Annotated in this window: 12 protein-coding genes; 6 read left to right on the top strand and 6 right to left on the bottom strand. The window is 33.4% G+C overall.

Annotated features, from left to right (window positions below; all coding sequences use genetic code 11):
• Nucleotides 1-218: 218 nt before the first annotated feature.
• From BJG89_RS01505 to BJG89_RS01485, 5 genes are all read left to right on the top strand, one after another.
• Complete coding sequence (locus tag BJG89_RS01505; RefSeq protein WP_096808202.1) at nucleotides 219-1,268, top strand: ABC transporter permease; 1,050 nt, start codon at nucleotides 219-221, stop codon at nucleotides 1,266-1,268.
• An 18-nt stretch (nucleotides 1,269-1,286) separates the two neighbouring features.
• Entirely contained in the window at nucleotides 1,287-1,949 is a 663-nt protein-coding gene (locus tag BJG89_RS01500) for an ABC transporter ATP-binding protein (protein WP_096808201.1), read from the top strand.
• Nucleotides 1,950-2,223: 274 nt separating this feature from the next.
• The gene (locus BJG89_RS01495) at nucleotides 2,224-3,150 is read left to right on the top strand and encodes a VOC family protein (RefSeq protein ID WP_096808200.1); all 927 of its coding nucleotides are present in this window, start codon (nucleotides 2,224-2,226) and stop codon (nucleotides 3,148-3,150) included.
• A gap of 11 nt (nucleotides 3,151-3,161) precedes the next feature.
• Nucleotides 3,162-4,220 (top strand): LLM class flavin-dependent oxidoreductase, encoded by a 1,059-nt coding sequence (locus BJG89_RS01490; RefSeq protein WP_096808199.1) that lies wholly within the window; start codon nucleotides 3,162-3,164, stop codon nucleotides 4,218-4,220.
• A gap of 13 nt (nucleotides 4,221-4,233) precedes the next feature.
• Nucleotides 4,234-4,800, top strand: coding sequence for an NADPH-dependent FMN reductase (locus BJG89_RS01485; protein WP_096808198.1), 567 nt, complete (start codon nucleotides 4,234-4,236; stop codon nucleotides 4,798-4,800).
• Between the two features lie 101 nt (nucleotides 4,801-4,901).
• On the opposite strand, the gene BJG89_RS01480 is transcribed toward BJG89_RS01485, so the two are convergent.
• From BJG89_RS01480 to BJG89_RS14445, 6 genes are all read right to left on the bottom strand, one after another.
• Entirely contained in the window at nucleotides 4,902-15,734 is a 10,833-nt protein-coding gene (locus BJG89_RS01480; RefSeq protein ID WP_096808197.1) for a GA-like domain-containing protein, read from the bottom strand.
• A 295-nt stretch (nucleotides 15,735-16,029) separates the two neighbouring features.
• A complete protein-coding gene (locus BJG89_RS01475) occupies nucleotides 16,030-17,013 on the bottom strand; it encodes a choloylglycine hydrolase family protein (protein ID WP_096808196.1) in 984 nt (327 codons plus the stop codon).
• Between the two features lie 145 nt (nucleotides 17,014-17,158).
• Nucleotides 17,159-17,689 carry an anaerobic ribonucleoside-triphosphate reductase activating protein gene (gene nrdG / locus BJG89_RS01470; protein WP_096808195.1) on the bottom strand — a complete coding sequence of 177 codons (531 nt, stop codon included), beginning with the start codon at nucleotides 17,687-17,689 and terminating at the stop codon, nucleotides 17,159-17,161.
• On the bottom strand, nucleotides 17,686-19,536 hold the full coding sequence (gene nrdD, locus BJG89_RS01465) for an anaerobic ribonucleoside-triphosphate reductase (RefSeq protein ID WP_096808194.1): 1,851 nt from the start codon (nucleotides 19,534-19,536) through the stop codon (nucleotides 17,686-17,688). Before nrdD ends, nrdG begins: the two co-directional genes overlap by 4 nt.
• A 256-nt stretch (nucleotides 19,537-19,792) precedes the next feature.
• Nucleotides 19,793-20,716: an AEC family transporter gene (locus tag BJG89_RS01460; RefSeq protein ID WP_096808193.1), complete on the bottom strand. Its 924-nt coding sequence runs from the start codon at nucleotides 20,714-20,716 to the stop codon at nucleotides 19,793-19,795.
• Nucleotides 20,717-21,004: 288 nt separating this feature from the next.
• The gene (locus tag BJG89_RS14445) at nucleotides 21,005-21,172 is read right to left on the bottom strand and encodes a hypothetical protein (RefSeq protein WP_157772535.1); all 168 of its coding nucleotides are present in this window, start codon (nucleotides 21,170-21,172) and stop codon (nucleotides 21,005-21,007) included.
• Nucleotides 21,173-21,903: 731 nt separating this feature from the next.
• Here BJG89_RS14445 and BJG89_RS01455 point away from each other — a divergent pair.
• Entirely contained in the window at nucleotides 21,904-22,725 is an 822-nt protein-coding gene (locus tag BJG89_RS01455; RefSeq protein WP_096808192.1) for a helix-turn-helix domain-containing protein, read from the top strand.
• Nucleotides 22,726-22,745 lie beyond the last annotated feature (20 nt).

Raw genomic sequence — 22,745 nt, 5'->3', positions numbered from 1 at the left:
ACTGTTTCACTACATTAATTGATGTTATTCTCATTGAATTGATTGTTTTTTGAAATAATTTTCTGAGTATCATGAGCGTTTATTTTAAGTAAGATATGAATTAAATATGAAATCGTCTATACAGTTCACATCTGTATTTGTATAGGTATTTGAGTTTTTATGATATTTTAGAATAATGGTTATTTGTGTTTAAAATATTTAATGGAATGAGGTTATTTATGTTTTTAGCTTGGAACGAAATCAAACGAAACAAATTAAAATTCAGTCTAATTATTGGTGTATTAATAATGATTAGTTATTTGCTTTTTTTACTTTCAGGTTTAGCAAGTGGCTTAATGAATATGAATAGAGAGGGTATTGATAAGTGGCAAGCAGATGCAATTGTACTGAACAAAGATGCAAACCAGACCGTTGAACAGTCTCTCTTTAATACAGATGACATAGAAAATACATACAAAAATCAAACAACTCTAAAACAATCTGGTGTCATTGTTTCTAACGGGAACAATGAAGAAAATGCACTATTATTTGGTGTTACAGATCACTCTTTTTTAGTACCGGATATGATTGAAGGGAAAAAATTCAACTCAGATAATGAAGTTATTGCAGATGAAACATTGAAAGATAAAGGGTTTAAAATTGGAGATAAACTATCTCTATCTCAATCAGATGAAAACTTAAAAATAGTAGGCTTTAGTGAAAGTGCAAAATACAATGCTTCTCCAGTATTATTTTCAAATAATAATACAATCCAAAAAATCAATCCTTCCCTGGATAAATCTACGACAAATGCAGTAGTTGTTAAAGATAAAAATTGGGATAATCAATCGTTAAATAACAACTTGGAAGCAATTGGAATTGAAAGCTTTGTAGAAAATTTACCTGGTTATACAGCACAAAACTTAACCTTAAACTTTATGATTTCATTTTTATTTATTATTTCAGCAACCGTTATTGGCATATTTTTATATGTAATTACATTACAAAAAACAAATTTATTTGGTGTATTAAAAGCACAAGGGTTCACAAATGGCTACTTAGCAAAAGTAGTATTATCACAAACATTCATCATTGCTATGATTGGTACGCTTATCGGGCTTATATTAACCTTAATTACAGGCGCCTTCTTACCAAGTGCTGTACCAATTAAATTTAGCGCCGTGACGCTAATAATATATGGCGTTGTACTTATCGTTGTTTCATTAATAGGTAGTCTGTTCTCTATACTAACAATAAGAAAAGTCGATCCACTGAAAGCAATCGGATAAAGTAGGAGTGTATATGAAATGTTAGAATTCAAAAATGTTACAAAGTATTTTCAAGATGGAAATCAAAAAATAGAAGCTGTTAAACCTACAACTTTAAAATTTAACAAAAACGAACTTATTGCTATTATTGGACCTTCTGGCTCTGGAAAAAGCACATTCTTAACAATGGCCGGTGCGCTTCAAACCCCGTCTTCTGGTGACATTATTATTAATAATAGTGAAGTTTCTCAAATGTCTCAAAAAGCGTTAGCAAATACAAGAATGCAAGAAATTGGTTTTATACTTCAAGCAACTAATCTTGTACCATTTCTAACCGTAAAACAACAATTCAAGTTATTAGAGAAACAGAAAAAAGATGTGTTAAGTCAAACTGATTATAATCAACTTATGTCACAATTAAACCTTGAAGCAATTGAAAATAAACTTCCAAGTGAAATCTCAGGGGGGCAAAAACAACGTGTAGCTATTGCCAAAGCCTTGTATACGAAACCCTCTATTATTTTAGCTGATGAACCAACAGCTTCCCTAGATACGGAAAATGCTATGGAAGTCATGAAAATTTTAAAAGAACAAACACTAGATAAAAATAAAACATGCATCGTGGTTACCCATGACGAACGCCTCACAACATATTGCGACAAAGTATATCATATGGAAGATGGTGCATTAAATCTCACTTAATATGAGTGGACTCGAGACATAAATACCTGTTTTCAAAATCAAAACCATCCGTATAACGGGTGGTTTATTTTTAGATATAAACCTTTATTAATGTCCTTTTTAAATTTTTATACTAAATTCATTCCTACAAATTTTTTATAAACTATCCGTAAGTATTTTTCATTTCTATATTCTACTCATAATTATTAGTATACTTTTTATACCTTTCAGTTTATTATTTGTTTAAAGGGAAATAAATATTATGATAGGTAATTATAAAAATGGAGGTGCAATTATGCATATCATTGGTCATCATCATATTTCAATGTATACAAAAAATGCAAAGAAAAACAAAGACTTTTATACTCAAGTATTAGGTTTAAGACTAGTTGAAAAGTCAGTTAATCAAGATAATCCTAAAATGTATCACTTATTTTTTGGAGATGAAATTGGCTCTCCTGGTACCTTGCTTAGTTTTTTTGAAATACCACTTTTAGGTAAAAACCGTCCAGGCACGGACTCAATACATCGTTTATCGTTACTTATCCCTGATGAAAATGCTTTAACATTCTTTAAAAAGAGACTCGAGTCTTTTGGTATAACTTGGGAACCGTTGATCTATTTAAATCAATCAGCGATTTCTTTTAAAGATATTGATGGGTTAGAAGTGATTTTATTAGTAAACAATAATTACAAAACGCCAAATGCTTGGAGAAAAAACCCATATACTCAAATTCCAGAACGGTATCAAATTCTCGGTATGGGGCCAGTTGAACTAAGAGTTAAAAACGCTCAAGCAACACTTAATTTTTTAAAAGAAACCCTAGCGTATACGCAAAGACAAGATATGGCCGAAACAGTTATGACTTTAGATGAAAAGGGGTTATACACTGATTTCGTAGTTGTAGAGCAGCAGGGAGAACGCGCACGTCCAGGGCAAGGTTATATACATCATATTGCGGTTAATACACCCAAAAGCAATGATCTAAATGCTGTTTATCAAACAATAAATCAGCAACCTGGAAATAACTCTGGCATTATAGATCGTTACTTTTTCGAATCATTGTATTACAGACAAAACCACATCTTATATGAATTTGCAACAGCAGATCCAGGTTTTACATTGGATACAAGTATTAAAAACTTAGGAAAGCATCTTAATTTACCCGATTTTATGGAAGATAGAAGAACAGAGATTGAAAATAATCTACACGAATTATAAAGGATGATATTATGGCACATTTAAAAATGAATGAAAATACGCCCCTAGAATTTGGTCTTTACTCATTAGGAGACCATTTATTAAATCCGCATAACGGAGAAAAAGTGAGTTATGAACAAAGAATTAATGAACTCATAGAAGCAAGTCAATTAGCTGAGCAAGCTGGTATTGATGTGTTTGGTGTTGGTGAAAGTCACCAAGAACACTTTACGACTCAAGCACATACAGTTGTCTTAGGAGCAATTGCCCAAGCAACGAACAAAATCAAAGTTTCTAGTTCTTCTACCATTATAAGTGCTACTGATCCTGTAAGAGTATTTGAAGACTTTGCTACTTTAGATTTAATTTCTCACGGACGCGCAGAAATCGTAGCAGGTCGCGCATCCCGAACTGGTATTTTTGACTTATTCGGATTAGATCTTAATAACTATGATGAACTTTATGAAGAAAAACTCAATTTACTAATGGAATTAAATAATACAGATAAAATTACTTGGTCAGGAAAATTCAGGCCTGATTTGAATAACATGAAAATCTTTCCTCGTCCAATAGATGACACATTACCAATTTGGCGCGCTGTTGGTGGACCGCCGGCAAGTGCTATCAAAGCTGGTAGACAAGGCATACCGATGATGATTACAACTTTAGGAGGCCCATCAATGACCTTTAAAGATTCTATAGAACAATATCGATTGACTGCCAAAGAAAACGGTTTTGATAATTCTTCTGAATCTTTACCAGTCTCTACAGCTAGTCTCTTTTATACTGCAGACACAACGCAAGAAGCTTTGAGAGAATTCTACCCTCATTTAAATGTGGGTATGTCATTTATAAGAGGTACAGGTTACCCAAAACAACAATTTGCTAATGCACCAGATTACAGAGATGCTTTAATGGTTGGTAGCCCTCAACAAATTGTCGAAAAGATTTTATACCAACACGAATTATATAATCATCAACGATTTATGGCACAAATAGATTTTGGCGGCGTGCCTTTTGACAAAATCATGAAAAATATAGAACTCATAGGAAATGAAATCATCCCCGCTGTAAAAAAACATTTAAACTAATAGGAGGTATACTATGAACGTCGTGTTACTATCTGGTTCTACAGTTGGTTCTAAAACAAGTACTGCCATGAAATATCTGGACGAAGCCGTAACAAATCAAGATGATGCACTTAATATCCAATTATTCGATTTGAAAAATTTAGATTTATCTTTTAGCGATGGACGAAATTACTTGGACTATTCTGGAGACACATTAGAATTAACTACCGCTTTAATGCAGGCTGATGTTATTTTTATAGGTTTTCCAATCTTCCAAGCATCTATACCAGGAACATTAAAGAACGTATTTGATTTACTTCCAGTCAATGCATTTAAAGATAAAATTGTAGGTATTATAGCTACTGCGGGTTCTCCAAAACATTACTTAATTGCTGAAACACAATTAAAACCAATATTAAGTTATATGAAAGCATACGTTATGCAAACTTATGTATTTATCGAAGAACGTGATTTTTCTAATGGTACTATTGTTAATGACGACATTATATTTAGGATCAATGATTTGGCAACATCAACCTTGCGTGTTTCTAAATTATATAATCAGATTTTAGAAGAAGAAAATGATCAATACGATTTTTAATTCATAATCTACTATTTTATTTACCTATAAATTCAAAGACCCGAGACATACTTTTATGCCTCGGATCTTTTTTGTCCTATATAAATAGTCATTATTAAATTTTAGCTATTTTTTTCTGTATCTTTCTTTTTTGCTTGTCGCTTTCTTAAGATCATCATTGAACCTATAGCGCCTAGTAAAGTTCCAAAAATCCAACTATCTTTATTTTTTCCACCTGTATTAGGTAAATGAGTTAGTGAATTCATACTATGTTCTGAACTTTCATTAGTCTCATTTTTCATTATTTGCAAATGATCTGTGACTATATTTAATTGTTGCAGTCCTGTATGAAGTCTTTCATTTAATAGTGTGTTATCTTTACCATTTAAATTTTGTACTTTCACATTTTTATTTATAAGGTTATGTGAGTTTGAATTTTTGATAGTATTGTCCAAATGTTTATTTACTTTAGCATGATTTTGACCCTTTATGTTTGATGATTGTATATCTAATATACCATTGCCATCTTTATCATTTATTGATGATGAAGTCACTAAATTAATTTGATCTAAACGTTTTTGTAAATCACCTTTACCTGCTGTACCATCTGGTACATTATTGAGTTTTTCTGACGCATTTGCCTTAGCTGTTTTCAATGCTTCAATTAGTTGATCTAATTCGGCTTTTTCATCCAGGTTTACTAAACCATCAGCTGTGATTTCAGACAACTTATTATCTGCTGCTATTTTTGCTTGTTCCACTGCCTCAATTGCTTGTTCTGCCTCAGATAATTGTTCAGTATCTAAGACTCCGTTACCGTCTTGGTCATTTATTTCTGGTGAAGTCACTGTACCAATTTGATCTAGACGTGTTTGTAATCCATCTTTGCCTGTTGTACCAGTTGGTACATTGTTCAATTTTGTCGAAGCTTCTGCTTTCGCTGTTTCTAATGCTTCAATTAGTTGATCTAACTCAGCTTTTTCACTTGGATTTACTAAGTTATCAGACGTGATTTCCGCTAACTTATTATCTGCTGCTTTTTTAGATTCTTCTACTACCACAATTGCTTGCTCCGCCTCAGATAATTGTTCTGTATCTAGCACTCCATTACTATCTCGGTCATTTATTTCCGGTGCTGCCACTGAATCAATTTGGTTTAAGCGTGTTTGTAGTGCGACTTTACCTGCTGTACCGTTTGGTACACTGTTTAATTTCGTTGAAGCTTCTGCTTTCGCTGTTTCTAATGCTTTGATAAGTTTATCTAACTCAGCTTTCTCATTTGGATTTACTAAGCCATCAGCTGTGATTTCCACTAGCTTATTATCGACGACTTTCTTAGCTTCTTCCACTGCTTCAATTGCTTGCTCCGCCTCAGATAATTGTTCTGTATCTAGCACTCCATTACTATCTCTATCATTTACTTCTGGCGCTGTCACTGAGTCAATTTGATCTAAACGTGTTTGTAACTCAGCTTTTCCTGCTGTACCGTTTGGTACACTATTTAATTTCACAGAAGCATCTATCTTAGCGGTTTCTAATAATTCAATTAATTTATCTAATTCGGCTTTCTCATTTGGATTTACTAAACCATCAGACATAATCTCAGACAACTTGTTATCTGCAGCTTGCTTAGCTTGTTCTACTGCTGTAATTACTTCTTCTGCTGTAGACAACTGCTCTGTATCTAGTACTCCATTGGCGTCTTGATCATTTACTTCTGGTGCTGTCACTGAAACAATTTGGTCTAAACGAGTCTGTAAACCTGCTTTACCTGTCGTACCGTTTGGTACATTATTTAATTTTGTTGAAGCTTCTGCCTTAGCTGTTTCTAACGCTCCGATAAGTTGATCTAACTCGGCTTTCTCACTTGGATTTACTAATCCATCAGATGTGACTTCTATCAATTTGTTAGCTGCTGCTTGCTTAGCTTGTTCTACTGCCACAATTGATTGTTCTGCCTCTGATAATTGTTCTGTATCTTTAACCCCATTACCATCTTGATCATTCACTTCTGGTGCTGTCACTGTACCAATTTGGTTTAAGCGTGTTTGTAATCCATCTTTGCCTGTTGTACCGTATGGTACACTGTTCAATTTCGCTGAAGCTTCTGCTTTAGCTATTTCTAATTCTTCGACAAGTTGATCTAATTCGGCTTTCTCGCTCGGATTAATCAAATTATCGGCTGTGATTTCAGTTAACTTATTATCGACGCCTTTCTTAGCTTCTTCCACTGCTTCAATTGCTTGTTCCGCCTCAGATAACTGCTCTGTATCTAGCACGCCATTACTATCCTGGTCATTTACTTCCGGTGAAGTCACTGTACCAATTTGATCTAAACGTGTTTGTAATCCATCTTTGCCTGTTGTACCGTATGGTACACTGTTCAATTTCGCTGAAGCTTCTGCTTTCGCTGTTTCTAATGCTTCGACAAGTTGATCTAATTCGGCTTTCTCGCTCGGATTAATCAAATTATCGGCTGTGATTTCAGTTAACTTATTATCGACGCCTTTCTTAGCTTCTTCCACTGCTTCAATTGCTTGTTCCGCCTCAGATAACTGCTCTGTATCTAGCACGCCATTACTATCCTGGTCATTTACTTCCGGTGAAGTCACTGTACCAATTTGATCTAAACGTGTTTGTAGTGTGTCTTTACCTGTTGTACCATCTGGTACATTATTTAATTTCGTTAAAGCATCTGCTTTCGCTGTTTCTAATGCTTCGACAAGTTGATCTAATTCAGCTTTTTCACTTGGATTAACCAAATTATCGGATGTGACTTCTGCTAACTTATTATCGACGGTTTTCTTAGCTTCTTCCACTGCTTCAATTGCTTGTTCCGCCTCAGATAACTGCTCTGTATCTAGCACGCCATTACTATCCTGGTCATTTACTTCTGGCAAAGTTACTGTACCAATTTGGTCTAAGCGTGTTTGTAATCCATCTTTGCCTGTTGTACCAGTTGGTACATTGTTCAATTTCGTCGAAGCTTCTGCTTTCGCTGTTTCTAATGCTTCGATAAGTTGCTCTAACTCAGCTTTCTCGCTCGGATTTACTAAGTTATCAGACGTGATTTCCGCTAACTTATTATCGACGCCTTTCTTAGCTTCTCCCACTGCTTCAATTGCTCGTTCCGCCTCAGATAACTGCTCTGTATCTAGCACGCCATTACTATCTTGATCATTTATTTCCGGCGCTGTCACTGAGTCAATTTGATCTAAACGAGTTTGTAATCCATCTTTGCCTGTTGTACCGTCTGGTACACTGTTCAATTTCGCTGAAGCTTCTGCTTTTGCCGTTTCTAACGTTTCGATGAGTTGATCTAATTCGGTTTTCTCGCTCAGATTAATTAATCCGTCCGATGTGATTTCAGATAACTTATTATCTACAGCGTTCTTAGCTTGTTCTGCTGCTTCAATTGCTTCTTCTGCCTCTGATAATTGTTCGATATCTAAGACTCCGTTACCGTCTTGATCATTTACTTCTGCTGCTGTCACTGAACCTACTTGGTCTAGTCGGCTTTGTAACTCATCTTTGCCTGTTGTACCGTTTGGTACATTATTGAGTTTTTCTGACGCATTTGCTTTTGCCGTTTCTAATGCCTCAATGAGTTGATCTAACTCAGCTTTTTCACTTGGGTTAACCAAATTATCGGCTGTGATTTCTGCTAACTTATTATCGACTGATTTTTTAACTTCTTCTACTGCTGTAATTGCTTGTTCTGCCTCTGATAATTGTTCTGTATCTTTAACCCCATTACTATCTCGGTCATTTACTTCCGGTGTTGTCACTGAAACAATTTGGTTTAAGCGTGTTTGTAAATCCGCTTTGCCTGGTGTACCGTCTGGTACACTGTTCAATTTCGCTAAAGCGTCTGCCTTAGCGCTTTCTAATGCTTCGATGAGTTGATCTAACTCGGCTTTCTCACTTGGATTTACTAAGTTATCAGACGTAATCTCAGACAACTTGTTAGCTGCTGCTTTTTTAGCTTCTTCTACTGCCGTAATTGCTTGTGATGCCTCTGATAACTGTTCTGTATCTTTAACCCCATTACTATCTCGGTCATTTACTTCTGGGATTGTCACTGAACCGATTTGATCTAAGCGTGTCTGTAATCCAGCTTTGCCTGGTGTACCAGTTGGTACACTATTCAATTTCGCTGCAGCTTCTGCCTTAGCGCTTTCTAATGCTTCAATGAGTTGATCTAACTTAGCTTTCTCATTTGGATTTACTAATCCATCCGATGTGACCTCAGATAACTTGTTATTTACGTCTTGTTTAGCTTGTTCTACTGCTTCAATTGCTTGTTCCGCCTCTGATAATTGTTCTGTATCTTTAACCCCATTACTATCTCTATCATTTACTTCTGGGATTGTCACTGAACCGATTTGGTCTAAGCGACTTTGTAATCCATCTTTGCCTGGTGTACCATTTGGTACACTATTCAATTTCACTGCAGCTTCTGCCTTAGCGCTTTCTAATGCTTCAATGAGTTGATCTAACTCAGTTTTTTCATTTGGGTTAACCAAATTATCGGATGTGACTTCTGCTAACTTATTATCGACAGCTTGTTTAGCTTGTTCCACTCCTACAATTGCTTGTTCCGCCTCTGATAATTGTTCTGTATCTAAAACACCATTACTATCTCGGTCATTGACCTCAGGCGCTGTTACTGAAACAATTTGGTCTAAACGAGTTTGTAATCCATCTTTTCCTGGTGTACCGTTTGGTACATTGTTTAATTTCGCTGAAGCTTCTGCTTTCGCTGTTTCTAACGCTTCGATGAGTTGTTCTAACTCGGCTTTTTCACTTGGATTAACCAAATTATCGGATGTGACTTCTGCTAACTTATTATCGACGGCTTTCTTAGCTTCTTCCACTGCTTCAATTGCTTCTTCTGCCTCTGATAATTGTTCAGTGTCTAAAACACCATTACTATCTGTATCATTTATTTCTGGTGCTGTCACTGAGTCAATTTGATCTAAACGTGTTTGTAACTCAGCTTTTCCTGCTGTACCAGTTGGTACGTTGGTTAATTTTGTTGAAGCTTCTGCTTTTGCCGTTTCTAATGCTTCGATAAGTTGATTTAACTCAGCTTTTTCACTTGGATTTACTAATCCATCAGATGTGATTTCAGTTAACTTGTTATCTACAGCGCTCTTAGCTTGTTCTACTGCCTCAATTGCTTGTTCTGCTTTAGACAACTGTTCTGTATCTAGTACTCCATTGGCGTCTTGATCATTTACTTCTGGTGCTGTCACTGAAACAATTTGGTCTAAACGAGTCTGTAAATCTGCTTTACCTGTCGTACCGTTTGGTACATTATTTAATTTTGTTGAAGCATCTCTTTTTGCCGTTTCTAATGTTTCGATTAATTTTTCTAATTCGCCTTTCTCAGTTGGATTAATCAAATTATCGTCTGTGATTTCAGATAATTTGTTATTTACGTCTTGTTTAGCTTGTTCCACTCCTACAATTGCTTGTTCCGCCTCTGATAATTGTTCTGTATCTAAAACACCATTACTATCTCGGTCATTGACCTCAGGCGCTGTTACTGAAACAATTTGGTCTAAACGAGTTTGTAATCCATCTTTTCCTGGTGTACCGTTTGGTACATTGTTTAATTTCGCTGAAGCTTCTGCTTTCGCTGTTTCTAACGCTTCGATGAGTTGTTCTAACTCGGCTTTTTCACTTGGATTAACCAAATTATCGGATGTGACTTCTGCTAACTTATTATCGACGGCTTTCTTAGCTTCTTCCACTGCTTCAATTGCTTCTTCTGCCTCTGATAATTGTTCAGTGTCTAAAACACCATTACTATCTGTATCATTTATTTCTGGTGCTGTCACTGAGTCAATTTGATCTAAACGTGTTTGTAACTCAGCTTTTCCTGCTGTACCAGTTGGTACGTTGGTTAATTTTGTTGAAGCTTCTGCTTTTGCCGTTTCTAATGCTTCGATAAGTTGATTTAACTCAGCTTTTTCACTTGGATTTACTAATCCATCAGATGTGATTTCAGTTAACTTGTTATCTACAGCGCTCTTAGCTTGTTCTACTGCCTCAATTGCTTGTTCTGCTTTAGACAACTGTTCTGTATCTAGTACTCCATTGGCGTCTTGATCATTTACTTCTGGTGCTGTCACTGAAACAATTTGGTCTAAACGAGTCTGTAAATCTGCTTTACCTGTCGTACCGTTTGGTACATTATTTAATTTTGTTGAAGCATCTCTTTTTGCCGTTTCTAATGTTTCGATTAATTTTTCTAATTCGCCTTTCTCAGTTGGATTAATCAAATTATCGTCTGTGATTTCAGATAATTTGTTATTTACGTCTTGTTTAGCTTGCTCTGCTGCTTCAATTGCTTGTTCCGCCTCTGATAATTGTTCAGTATCTAAAACCCCATTACTATCCTGGTCATTTACTTCTGGTGAAGTCACTGTACCAATTTGATCTAGAAGTGTTTGTAATCCGTCTTTACCTGTTGTACCGTTTGGTACATCGTTCAATTTCGTCGAAGCTTCTGCTTTCGCTGTTTCTAATGCTTCAATTAGTTTATCTAACTCAGTTTTTTCACTTGGATTTACTAAGTTATCAGACGTGATTTCTGCTAACTTATTATCTGTTGCTTTTTTAGCTTCTTCTACTGCCGTAATTGCTTGTTCTGCCTCAGACAATTGGTCTGTGTCTAACACGCCATTACTATCCTGGTCATTTACTTCTGGTGAAGTCACTGTACCAATTTGATCTAGAAGTGTTTGTAATCCATCTTTGCCTGTTGTACCGTTTGGTACATTATTTAATTTCGTTAAAGCTTCGGCTTTCGCTGTTTCTAACGCTCCGATAAGTTGATTTAACTCGGCTTTCTCACTTGGATTTACTAAGCCATCAGATATGATTTCAGATAACTTATTATCGACGGCTTTCTTAGCTTCTTCCACTGCTTCAATTGCTTGTGCTGCCTCAGACAGTTGGTCTGTGTCTAACACGCCATTACTATCTCTATCATTTATTTCTGGTGAAGTCGCTGTATCGATTTGATCTAAGCGTGTTTGTAATCCAGCTTTGCCTGGTGTACCGTCTGGTACATTGTTCAATTTCGTTGAAGCGTCTGTCTTAGCGCTTTCTAATAATCCAATTAATTGATCTAATTCAGCTTTTTCACTTGGATTAATCAAATTATCGGATGTGACTTCTGCTAACTTATTATCTACTGCTTGTTTAGCTTGTTCTACTGTCGCAATTGCTTCTTCTGCCTCTGATAATTGTTCTGTATCTTTAACCCCATTACTATCTCGGTCATTTATTTCCGGTGTTGTCACTGAAACAATTTGACTTAAGCGTGTCTGTAATCCAGCTTTGCCTGGTGTACCGTCTGGTACACTGTTCAATTTCGTTGAAGCGTCTGTCTTAGCGCTTTCTAATAATCCAATTAATTGATCTAATTCAGCTTTTTCACTTGGATTAATCAAATTATCGGATGTGACTTTTGCTAACTTATTATCTACTGCTTGTTTAGCTTGTTCTACTGTCGCAATTGCTTCTTCTGCCTCTGATAATTGTTCTGTATCTTTAACCCCATTACTATCTCGGTCATTTATTTCCGGTGTTGTCACTGAAACAATTTGACTTAAGCGTGTCTGTAATCCAGCTTTGCCTGGTGTACCGTCTGGTACACTGTTCAATTTCGCTGAAGCTTCTGCTTTTGCCGTTTCTAATAATCCAATTAATTGATCTAATTCAGCTTTTTCACTTGGATTTACTAAGCCATCAGATGTAATCTCAGACAACTTATTATCTACTGCTTGTTTAGCTTGTTCTGCTGCTTCAATTGCTTGTTCTGCCTCTGATAATTGTTCGATATCTAAGACTCCGTTATCGTCTTGATCATTTACTTCTGGTAAAGTTACTGTACCAATTTGATCTAAGCGTGTTTGTAATCCAGCTTTGCCTGGTATACCGTCTGGTACATTGCTTAATTTCGTCGAAGCTTCTACTTTAGCTGTTTCTAACGCTTCAATGAGTTGATCTAACTCAGCTTTCTCGCTCGGATTAATCAAATTATCGGATGTGATTTCAGTTAACTTATTATCGACGGCTTTCTTAGCTTCTTCCACTGCCTCAATTGCTTGTTCTGCCTCTAATAATTGTTCTGTATCTTTAACCCCATTACTATCTTGGTCATTTACTTCCGGTGTTGTCACTGAACCAATTTCACCTAAGCGTGTTTGTAATCCAGCTTTGCCTGGTGTACCGTCTGGTACATTGTTCAATTTCGTTGAAGCGTCTGTCTTAGCGCTTTCTAATGCTTCGATGAGTTGATCTAACTCGGCTTTCTCACTTGGATTTACTAAGTTATCAGACGTAATCTCAGACAACTTGTTAGCTGCTGCTTTTTTAGCTTCTTCTACTCTCGCAATTGCTTCTTCTGCCTCTGATAATTGTTCTGTGTCTAAGATGCCATTACTATCTCTATCATTTACTTCTGGTAAAGTCACTGAATCAATTTGATCTAAACGTGTTTGTAACCCATCTTTGCCTGTTGTACCATCTGGTACACTGTTCAATTTCGCTGAAGCTTCTGCTTTCGCTTTTTCTAATACTTCAATTAAGCCGTCTAATTCGGCTTTCTCGCTCGGATTTACTAAGCCATCCGATTTGATCTCAAATAACTTGTTATCTACGTCTTGTTTAGCTTGTCCTACTGCTGTAATTGCTTGTTCCGCCTCAGATAATTGTTCTGTATCTAGCACGCCATTGCTATCTCGGTCATTGACCTCCGGTGCTGTTACTGTACCAATTTCATTTAATCGAGTTTGTAACCCATCTTTACCTGTTGTACCGCCTGGTACATTATTGAGTTTTTCTGACGCATTTGTTTTAGCTATTTCTAATGTTTCAATTAATTTCTCTAATTCAGCTTTTTCACTTGGATTAATCAAATTATCGGATGTGACTTCTGCTAACTTATTATCTACTGCTTGTTTAGCTTGTTCTACTGTCGCAATTGCTTCTTCCGCCTCTGATAACTGTTCTGTATCTTTAACCCCATTACTATCTCGGTCATTTACTTCTGGGATTGTCACTGAACCGATTTGATCTAAGCGTGTCTGTAATCCAGCTTTGCCTGGTGTACCGTCTGGTACACTGTTCAATTTCGCTGAAGCTTCTGCTTTTGCCGTTTCTAACGTTTCGATGAGTTGATCTAATTCGGTTTTCTCGTTCGGATTAATTAATCCGTCCGATGTGATTTCAGATAACTTATTATCTACAGCGTTCTTAGCTTGTTCTGCTGCTTCAATTGCTTGTTCTGCCTTTTTTTTCTTAGATTTAGTTAAAGCTTTATTAATCCTTGTAGCTACATCATCGATATCGACAGACTGGTTTGTTATATTCACGCCTCTAAGCACATTAGGGTCTATTGTATCACTAAGTATATATCCAAATAGTTTATCTTTCTTAACATCTATATAATGGTTAGCATCAAACGATATATAGAATTTAACTGTACCACCAGACCCGCCACCAGTATTTGGGTTGCCGTTAGAACCACTATGTGGACGTGTATATGAATAGTAACCTAAATGGTCTTGTTCTAACATCACTCTTTCTCTACCTTCATATTCAGCAAAAACTTTTTTGATTTTTTTATTTAAACTTTCATTTGGCCTTATAGCATAATTTTCAAATCGGTAAGTACCTCGACCTTTTTCTTTCGATAAAACCATAGTTGCAATGAGCACATCACTATCGTCATAAAAAATATCATCTTGAACTATACCAAAATGATTTTTCGTCACGTCAGATTGGTTCGTAAATGTATAAACAGCGCGATAATCATCATTATCTCTGTTCAAAGTCAGATCTTTCATTTTATACAATAATTGATTGATATTATTGGCTTGGTATGCATTAAGCTTTTTATTAGTAGCTATTCCATAATTACCGTTAAAAATAGCATCGTAAGAAAATTTATTGTTTTTAAGTACGGTTTGCCTAATGATATTTCTTAAAAATAACTTTCTTTCTTCTTCAGTTAACTCATTTCTATTTTTTTCAACCTCTCTTATAGCTGTTGTAATAAAATCACCTGCTTGTACAGAGGTGTAATTCAACTTAGGATTGTAGCCTATTTTTCGTATATTGTTAAAGTATAATAATCTATCCAAACTTCTAGCAACTCGTGATTTGGGTTTGTTTGGATATTGTTGTTTTATATTTTCTTTATTTGTTTTAATATTTTTATTTATAGTTGTTTCTTCAGCGTTTTTAAAACTCATAACTTTTGCACTTGAATTTGTAAAATTCACATTTTGTTTACTGGTATTTTCCCCTGTATTATTACGATCATTAGTTTCAATGTCGCTTTTTATTGAGACGTTAGGCTTTACGGCTGATGTTTTTTCTATTTCGTTATCGTTTGACAATATATTATTTTCTTTATCATTTAATAATTTGTTTGTTTGTTTAAAATTACTTTCAGATGAACTTTTAATTTGTTTTTCTGTTTGAACATCATCACCTGTTTTATTTTCTTGTGGTTTTATATCATTTTGATGTTGGTTTTGTTCAATTTGAGGCTTATTATGTACAATATTTGGGTCTTCTATATTTACTTTTTGGTCTTCTGCATCTTCTTTGTTAGGAATGTTATGAGGTACATTTTTAGATATATTATTATTCGATTCCTGGCTAATCGATGCGCTCTCACTTTCATTATGTGTTTGACTATTAATAAGAGTGTTTTTCTCCTCATTTTTATCTGGGTTAACTTGTTTATCTATGTTATCTATATCATTTAATGCTGACTTATCTTCACTTTCCAACATGTCTGCTTGTGCTTCTCCACTTTGGCTAAAAATCAATATACTGCCTAAAAGTATTGAAGCAGTTCCAATATTGAATTTCCGTATAGAATATCTGTTGTTTCTTCTTGCAATATATTCTTTAAATATTCTCATAGGTATTTAATACTCCTTTTAATTAGTAAATTACCATCGCGTTTAATTCAATAGAACGCAATAAAAATTTCTAAAACAATTATAATTTGTTATTTTAATAGCTCATACTACTCGAATTATCTTAGTAAAAAAGTAAAGTGTTTTAGTAAAATTTCGCTACTTTAATACGATATAAAATTGGACATAAAAAAGCGCATATAACACCAAATTAAACTTTTGGTTTCATATACGCTCAAATAAATAATTAAATTTTTCATAATGCTATAAGATAGGTAACAGTAGATTAACTTATAAGTTAACTTAATTTATTAACTATTAACCCTTTTATTGGTTCAAAAATTGTCATTTCTTTCTTATCCAATAATGCTTCTGTTAACTGTACTTCTGTGATTTGGTTGGTATCATACCATTTAATAAAAAATGTGCGTGTCGTTAAATTGAGTACTGTTTGGTATAAAGTATAATGTAGACCCTCGTCTTCATCTCTGACAGCACCTTTAGGTATACTCATTATCTCTAATAATTTAAACGCATTTAATATATCATTTTCTGAGCTGTTATCTTCTTCTAGGTAGTTTTTTAAATACGCGATACGGACAAAACGTTCAGCTGAAGTATAACCACCTGGTAAACCAAATGTCCCGCCCTCATTTCCTAGCGATTTTAAAGCGATGTTTGCAAATTTTTCTTCTTTAGGTTTTTGAGGTGAAATGTTTATGTAATTCTTCAAATTTTCATAATGCCAATTTAAATCTGGATTATTAGTTAATACAGCTACTGGGTTAGCGTTGATTACTATGCGTCCTTCATTAAAGGTTAGCTCCACTGTTTTGCCAGTATCATCAGAAATATGATAATGAAGTGGAGGAACTTCTGATATGTCATTTAATGTATGTGCTACCACATTAACTGATTTTGCATTTTCTATTAGATCTTCAATATTTTGGTTGTATCCTAAAATCCAATTAATCACTTCATTTTGAGCAATATTCATATAACCTTCTTTAATCTCGCTTGCATAAGAAGCATAACCTCTAAAATATTGAACCGACGCACCGACTCCATGTTCATTAACGCCATCTCCAAATAAAAATCCTTCCATATCACTGCCTGAACCTACGAACCCATATAATGTCTCACCTTTATAATCAACACGTGATTCCCAATAATAATGACGTGGTTGTACTGCTGGGTTACCTTTTAATTGATAAACAAAATCCATGGTGCGAGCTAATATAGCTTGATTATTTTTTGAAAAAAATGAAAAACCTGTACACATCTGTAATTGCTCCTTTATTTAAATATACTTAAATATGATGAAATCATATTTTAACGTTAACTAAGATTTTAATTAAATTTAATTTATATTAATAGCAATTCGCTTACATAATAAAAGAGACAGCTCGCATAGAAATAAACGCTTATCATGTATATTCAACAACTTTATTATTTTCTAATGATTTATGTACATCTATAATACGCTGATTTAAAGAACCTTTGTAAGGTAAGTTAGGCTTATATAAATGATTAATAAAAGGGCCGTCGATAAGCACATCTATATTTTTTAAAAATTCAATTCTTAAAGTTTGATCATTTGCTAAATATTCAAATAAAAATCCAGTCCATACCCATAATGTTTTACTATCACCAAAACGTTTTCGAAATGCTTGCGCACAAGTAAGTGTGACATCTAAATTACAAAATGGCTCGCCACCTAAAATACTCAATCCTTCTATATAATCTGGCTCACAATTTTTCAAAATTTCATTTAAAGTTTCATTGTTAAATCGTTCTCCATATTTAAAGTTTTGCGCTGCTTTATTGTAACAATTTAAACATGCAAATGGGCATCCTGAAACATACAAACTACATCTAACGCCTTCGCCGTCTACGAAACTTTGTCTTTCTATTTTTGCTATATAACCTTGGCCTTGTGTAATATTTAAAATCGTCATATCGACCGGTCTTTCATATGTTTGACTCTTGCGCACATTTCTTTATGTCTTCCTTCAATCGTAGGACGTTGCACTGGATTGCCTAAATAACCACATGTTCTTTTTACTACATCTACTGTTTTAGGATCATTATTACCACAATCTGGACATTGATATCCAGTTTTAGTAGTTTTAAAATCACCTTTGAAATCACATAAACGACAATGATCTATAGGAATATTTGTACCTAAATAGCTAATTTTATCGTATGAGTAATCCCATACTGCTTCTAGTGCTTTTATATTGTGTGTTAATTTTGGGTATTCACAATAATGTATATAACCTCCACTAGCATAAAAAGGATAATCTTTTTCAAAATCAATTTTCTCAAAAGGTGTTATGTCTTTTCGAACATCATAGTGGAATGAATTTTGATAATATCCTTTACTTGTAATATCTGCTATATTTCCAAATTTTTCCCTATCTAATCTACAAAAACGGTCTGTTAACGATTCACTTGGCGTACTGTATATGCTAAACCAAATATCATATATTTCAGTCCATTTGAGTTGATAGACTTTCATCGCTTTTAATATATCTAATGTAAAGGCTTTTCCTTTAGATGTTTTTTCCCAATTAGCGCCATAAAATACAATAGCGGCTTCATACAAACCAATATAGCCTATTGAAAGCGTTGCGCGTTTACCTTTAAATAAGGACATCACACTATCTTCATCGGTCAAACGATGTTTAAAGGCGCCATTTTTATATAATATGGGTGCATTGTCTGGAGTTGCTTGTTCTAAACGTTCAATCCTATAAACTAGTGCATCGTGCATCACTTGCATGCGTTCATGAAATAATTTCCAAAAAGATTCCATATTACCTTTTGACTCTAAAGCGATTCTAGGTATGTTAAGCGTCACTACCCCCAAATTACATCTACCATTATTCTCTCCTTCACCATCTACATTTTTCCAAAGTGGTAAAAATGAACGACAGCCCATTGGTGCTTTAAAATCACCTAATATTTCTACCGTTTTATCGTAATTTAATATATCCGGATACATTCTTTTTGTAGAACATTCTAATGCTAATTGTTTAATATCGTAATTCGGATCGTCTTTACTATAATTAATGCCTTTTTTAATAGAAAATACTAACTTAGGAAAAATGGCAGTAATTCGATCTTTACCGAGCCCTTTAATACGTGTTTGTAATATCGCTCGTTGAATCTTTCGACTATATCGATCTGTGCCTAATCCAAAACCGAGCGTGACAAATGGCGTTTGGCCATTTGAAGTGTAAAGTGTATTAATCTCGTACTCCAAACTTTCAATAGCATCATCGATATCTTGTGTAATTTGATAATCAATATACGTTTCTATATGCTCTTTTTCGACAAATTGCGCTGCTAATTTACGATGTTTTATTTCATTATATTTAGCGTAGCAGCTTAATAGTTCATCCACTCTATCAATTGTGCAACCACCGTATTGGCTACTAGAGACATTCGCAATAATTTGCACCAACTGCGCTGAAGCAGTTTGAATCGATTTTGGTGAGGTCACAGAAGCATTTCCTATTTGAAAACCATTTTTCAACATACTTTCAGCATCAATTAAGCAGCAATTTGTAAGTGGTTGAAATGGATGGTAATCCAAATCATGGAAATGTATATCCCCATTTGTATGTGCTTCTGCTACATGTTTTGGTAATAAATAGTCTAAGGCGTATGACTTCGAAACAACACCTGCTGTTAAATCTCTCATAGTAGAAAATGTAGCACTATCTTTATTTGCATTTTCATTTATCACTGTAGGATCTTTTGTAATAAGATTTGTTAAATCCTGTTCAATTTTATTCATTTTGCCCCTCTTTTCTATATATTGTATTTAATTTATAATCTAAGACACAATATATAGTGTTTCAATTCAAAAGAAGTCAATTAACAAATCCGTCACAACTTTGTTAAGAATTTTCGAACATTAATTTTTATTTAAAAAAATTATACATTAATCATATTAGTTATCTATTATTAATATCATAAAAAACCTGAGACATTAACTTGTCCCAGGTTCTTTGACTAATAACATGAAAATAATAATAAATTCAAATATTAATCTAGAATAATATTTGGGAAGCATAGATGACAACAACTACAGTAATGGAACTTAATAAAGTAGATAAAAAGACAAGTTCTGCTGCTAATTCTGGATAATTATCATATTCTTGGGCAATAACAGAACTATTTACTGATGTTGGCATTGCAGAAGCAATAAATAGTGTTTGTGCAATAATGCCTTCTATACCCATAATTTTAATAATTATAAATGCTATTATAGGACCAACTACTAATCTCACAAATATAAAAACATAGGTCGATGGCCATTTGAGACTGAAATTGATATTAGCAATCTGTGCACCAAGCATAATTAAAGCAATTGCAATCATTGCATCAGCCACGTAATTAGCTGGTGTCCAAATAAATTCCGGTACGGGCACATCAGCATAATTTAAAGTAATTGCAAATAGTAAAGCGTAAAGCACTGGCATTTTGAAATAGCCTAACATAGCTTTGAGTTTACCAATTTGGGCAGACTGAATCGCAAATATACCGTAAGAAAAGGTGAAAATATTTTGTAATGACAGTACGATTACTTGTACTGACATTGCCAATGGATCCCCTTTGAACACTAAATCGTTAACTGGCACCCCATAATTGCCAGAGTTAAAAAATAATACACTATTCGTTAGTGTTGTAGCTTCACCTTTATCTCTCTTTTTAAATAAAGTTAAAATTTTACCAACTAAAAAAAGAATAAATATGTATATAATGAAAAAAGCTACTATATATAATAATAAATGTATTTCAAAATTCGTCTTATAAAACTTAACAAAAATAAAACCCGGTACAAACACATATATATTCAATTTTGCTAATGTTTTTAAATCTAGGGTGAATTTTTTCTGTAAGACAAACCCCAGTATAATCATTATAAAAATAGGTAGCAACACAGTTCGCAATATGTATAACATTTCACTCATGGTAGAACACTCCCCTTTAAGAAAAATTATACATGAGTCATATCTATTTTTGTTAAAAATGCATCAAATGTTTTATTTATAAATAGGCGCCGCCATTTAATAGTACTAAGCATTTATACATTACTATTAAAATTAGGAGCGAAATAGAAATCAGAAAATTAAAATATGATTCCCTACTTTTGCTCCTATAATGATACCTAAATTTTTAAAGTTTCGTGTATAAATTAATTTATACACTTATCATTTAATAACTTCTTATAGTTTACGATTATAACCTTGAAAATTATTTTATTTGCCGTTATTACTATCTTCTTTTTCGTTTTTATTTTCATTACTTATGTTATTTTCACCTTTATTCTCTTGTTCTCTTTTGTTTCTTTTCTTTTCTTCCATAATTGACATAACTATAAACCCAATGACCAATAATGGTGTAAGGATACCAATCATCATCATCATTTAACTCACCCCATTTTATTAATTTCACTTTTAATTTTTATACTAATACTTTATTACCAATTTACACGTTTTTAGAAACTTCCTCAATAGAACAATCAACCTATTTTTTATCTATGAAAAATAGCACTTTAAAGTTTTACTTTTAATAGCTACTTTAGATGAAGCATATCAAACACTCTCCTACCTCTTAAAAATTTAATTATTTACGCTTAAATGCACTATCTATTTTCTTTTCTAAAAAATAGTTGCTTTTCATGCTGTCTCTTCTCCTCCTATTGTTTTTAAACTTTTATTTATATATTATAAAAGTAAAGTAGCATAAAAGAATTTTTATAAATGATTATAACAACATAAAGCAAAACGAGATAATTCAGAGCAAAATAGATATTTGGAAAACCTTATGCATTAGTAAAAATATATTGTTCACTAATTTTTCGATATTTTCATTACTATTATGAGTTAAAATCCAATATATTATAAATAAATATATATAATATCCATTTTTTTACTTTAGCATTATAATTTGTCATAGTTTTGCGATATTAATTGACTATTCTACTAATGAAGCAGTAATATTTTAATAATAAAATTCTATTCAAGACTATTCACAAAAATGTCTCTTAGCATGATAGGTAATAAGTGCAACACTATAAATGCAAAGGGTCATCTTTGTTTAATGTAAATTAAACCTAATTAAATTTTGCGTTTATCAACCTTTGGGAGTGGAACAAATGAATTACAATCAAATCATCTACGCTGAATATGACAAATTAGACCATTTAAATACGCCTAATTTTTCAAATTTATATTTAGTTATTTCAGGTGTTTTACATTTCCAAAAGTTAGATTCAGATTATGTATTTCAACGTGGTAATGTTTTTGTTGTTTATGATTTTGAGGAAAACTTAATCATTCACAGAACAGGAATTCTTGCTTGTATTTCAATAAATAATTTAAGTTATAATCGTTTTTCATTAGTAAATAGAGAAGACCTAATAAATAAATCTCAGAGATCTAAACTTATAACTGAAACTTATATAGAGACTTTGAAAGCCATTCTTAAAAATGATTCATTTAACAGTGACATTGGCGTTATTAAATTAATTAATTATTTTAGCCCTACAAAAACACGTTTACATACCAACTTATCCTACTCAAATAAATTAATTAAAAATGTTGTTGAATATATTAATCAAAATTACAAACAGCCCTTAACACTTGATATATTAGCTAAAAAATTTTTTGTGAATAACAGTTATCTATCTAGGGAATTTTCAAAAAAGATGAATATTTCTTTAATAAAATATATTAAAAAGGTAAAAATTTATAGTCTTTCTAGAGAATTACTAGATAATGGAAACGGAGAATCAACATGGCGTAATTATGGCTTTCGTTCATATAATACATATTTAAGAGACTTTAAAAAGGTGATGAAAATGACACCAAAAGATTTCATCAAACAACACACTTATAAAAATGAAAATACTAGTATTGAACATCATCATTTATATAATCAACTACAGCTTCTTTTAGATGATATTAAACCTACATAATATGCCATTTAAATAACAAA

The organism is Staphylococcus nepalensis, from assembly GCF_002442935.1.
Taxonomy (GTDB): domain Bacteria; phylum Bacillota; class Bacilli; order Staphylococcales; family Staphylococcaceae; genus Staphylococcus; species Staphylococcus nepalensis.
This window is presented reverse-complemented; position numbering and strand designations above follow the sequence as displayed.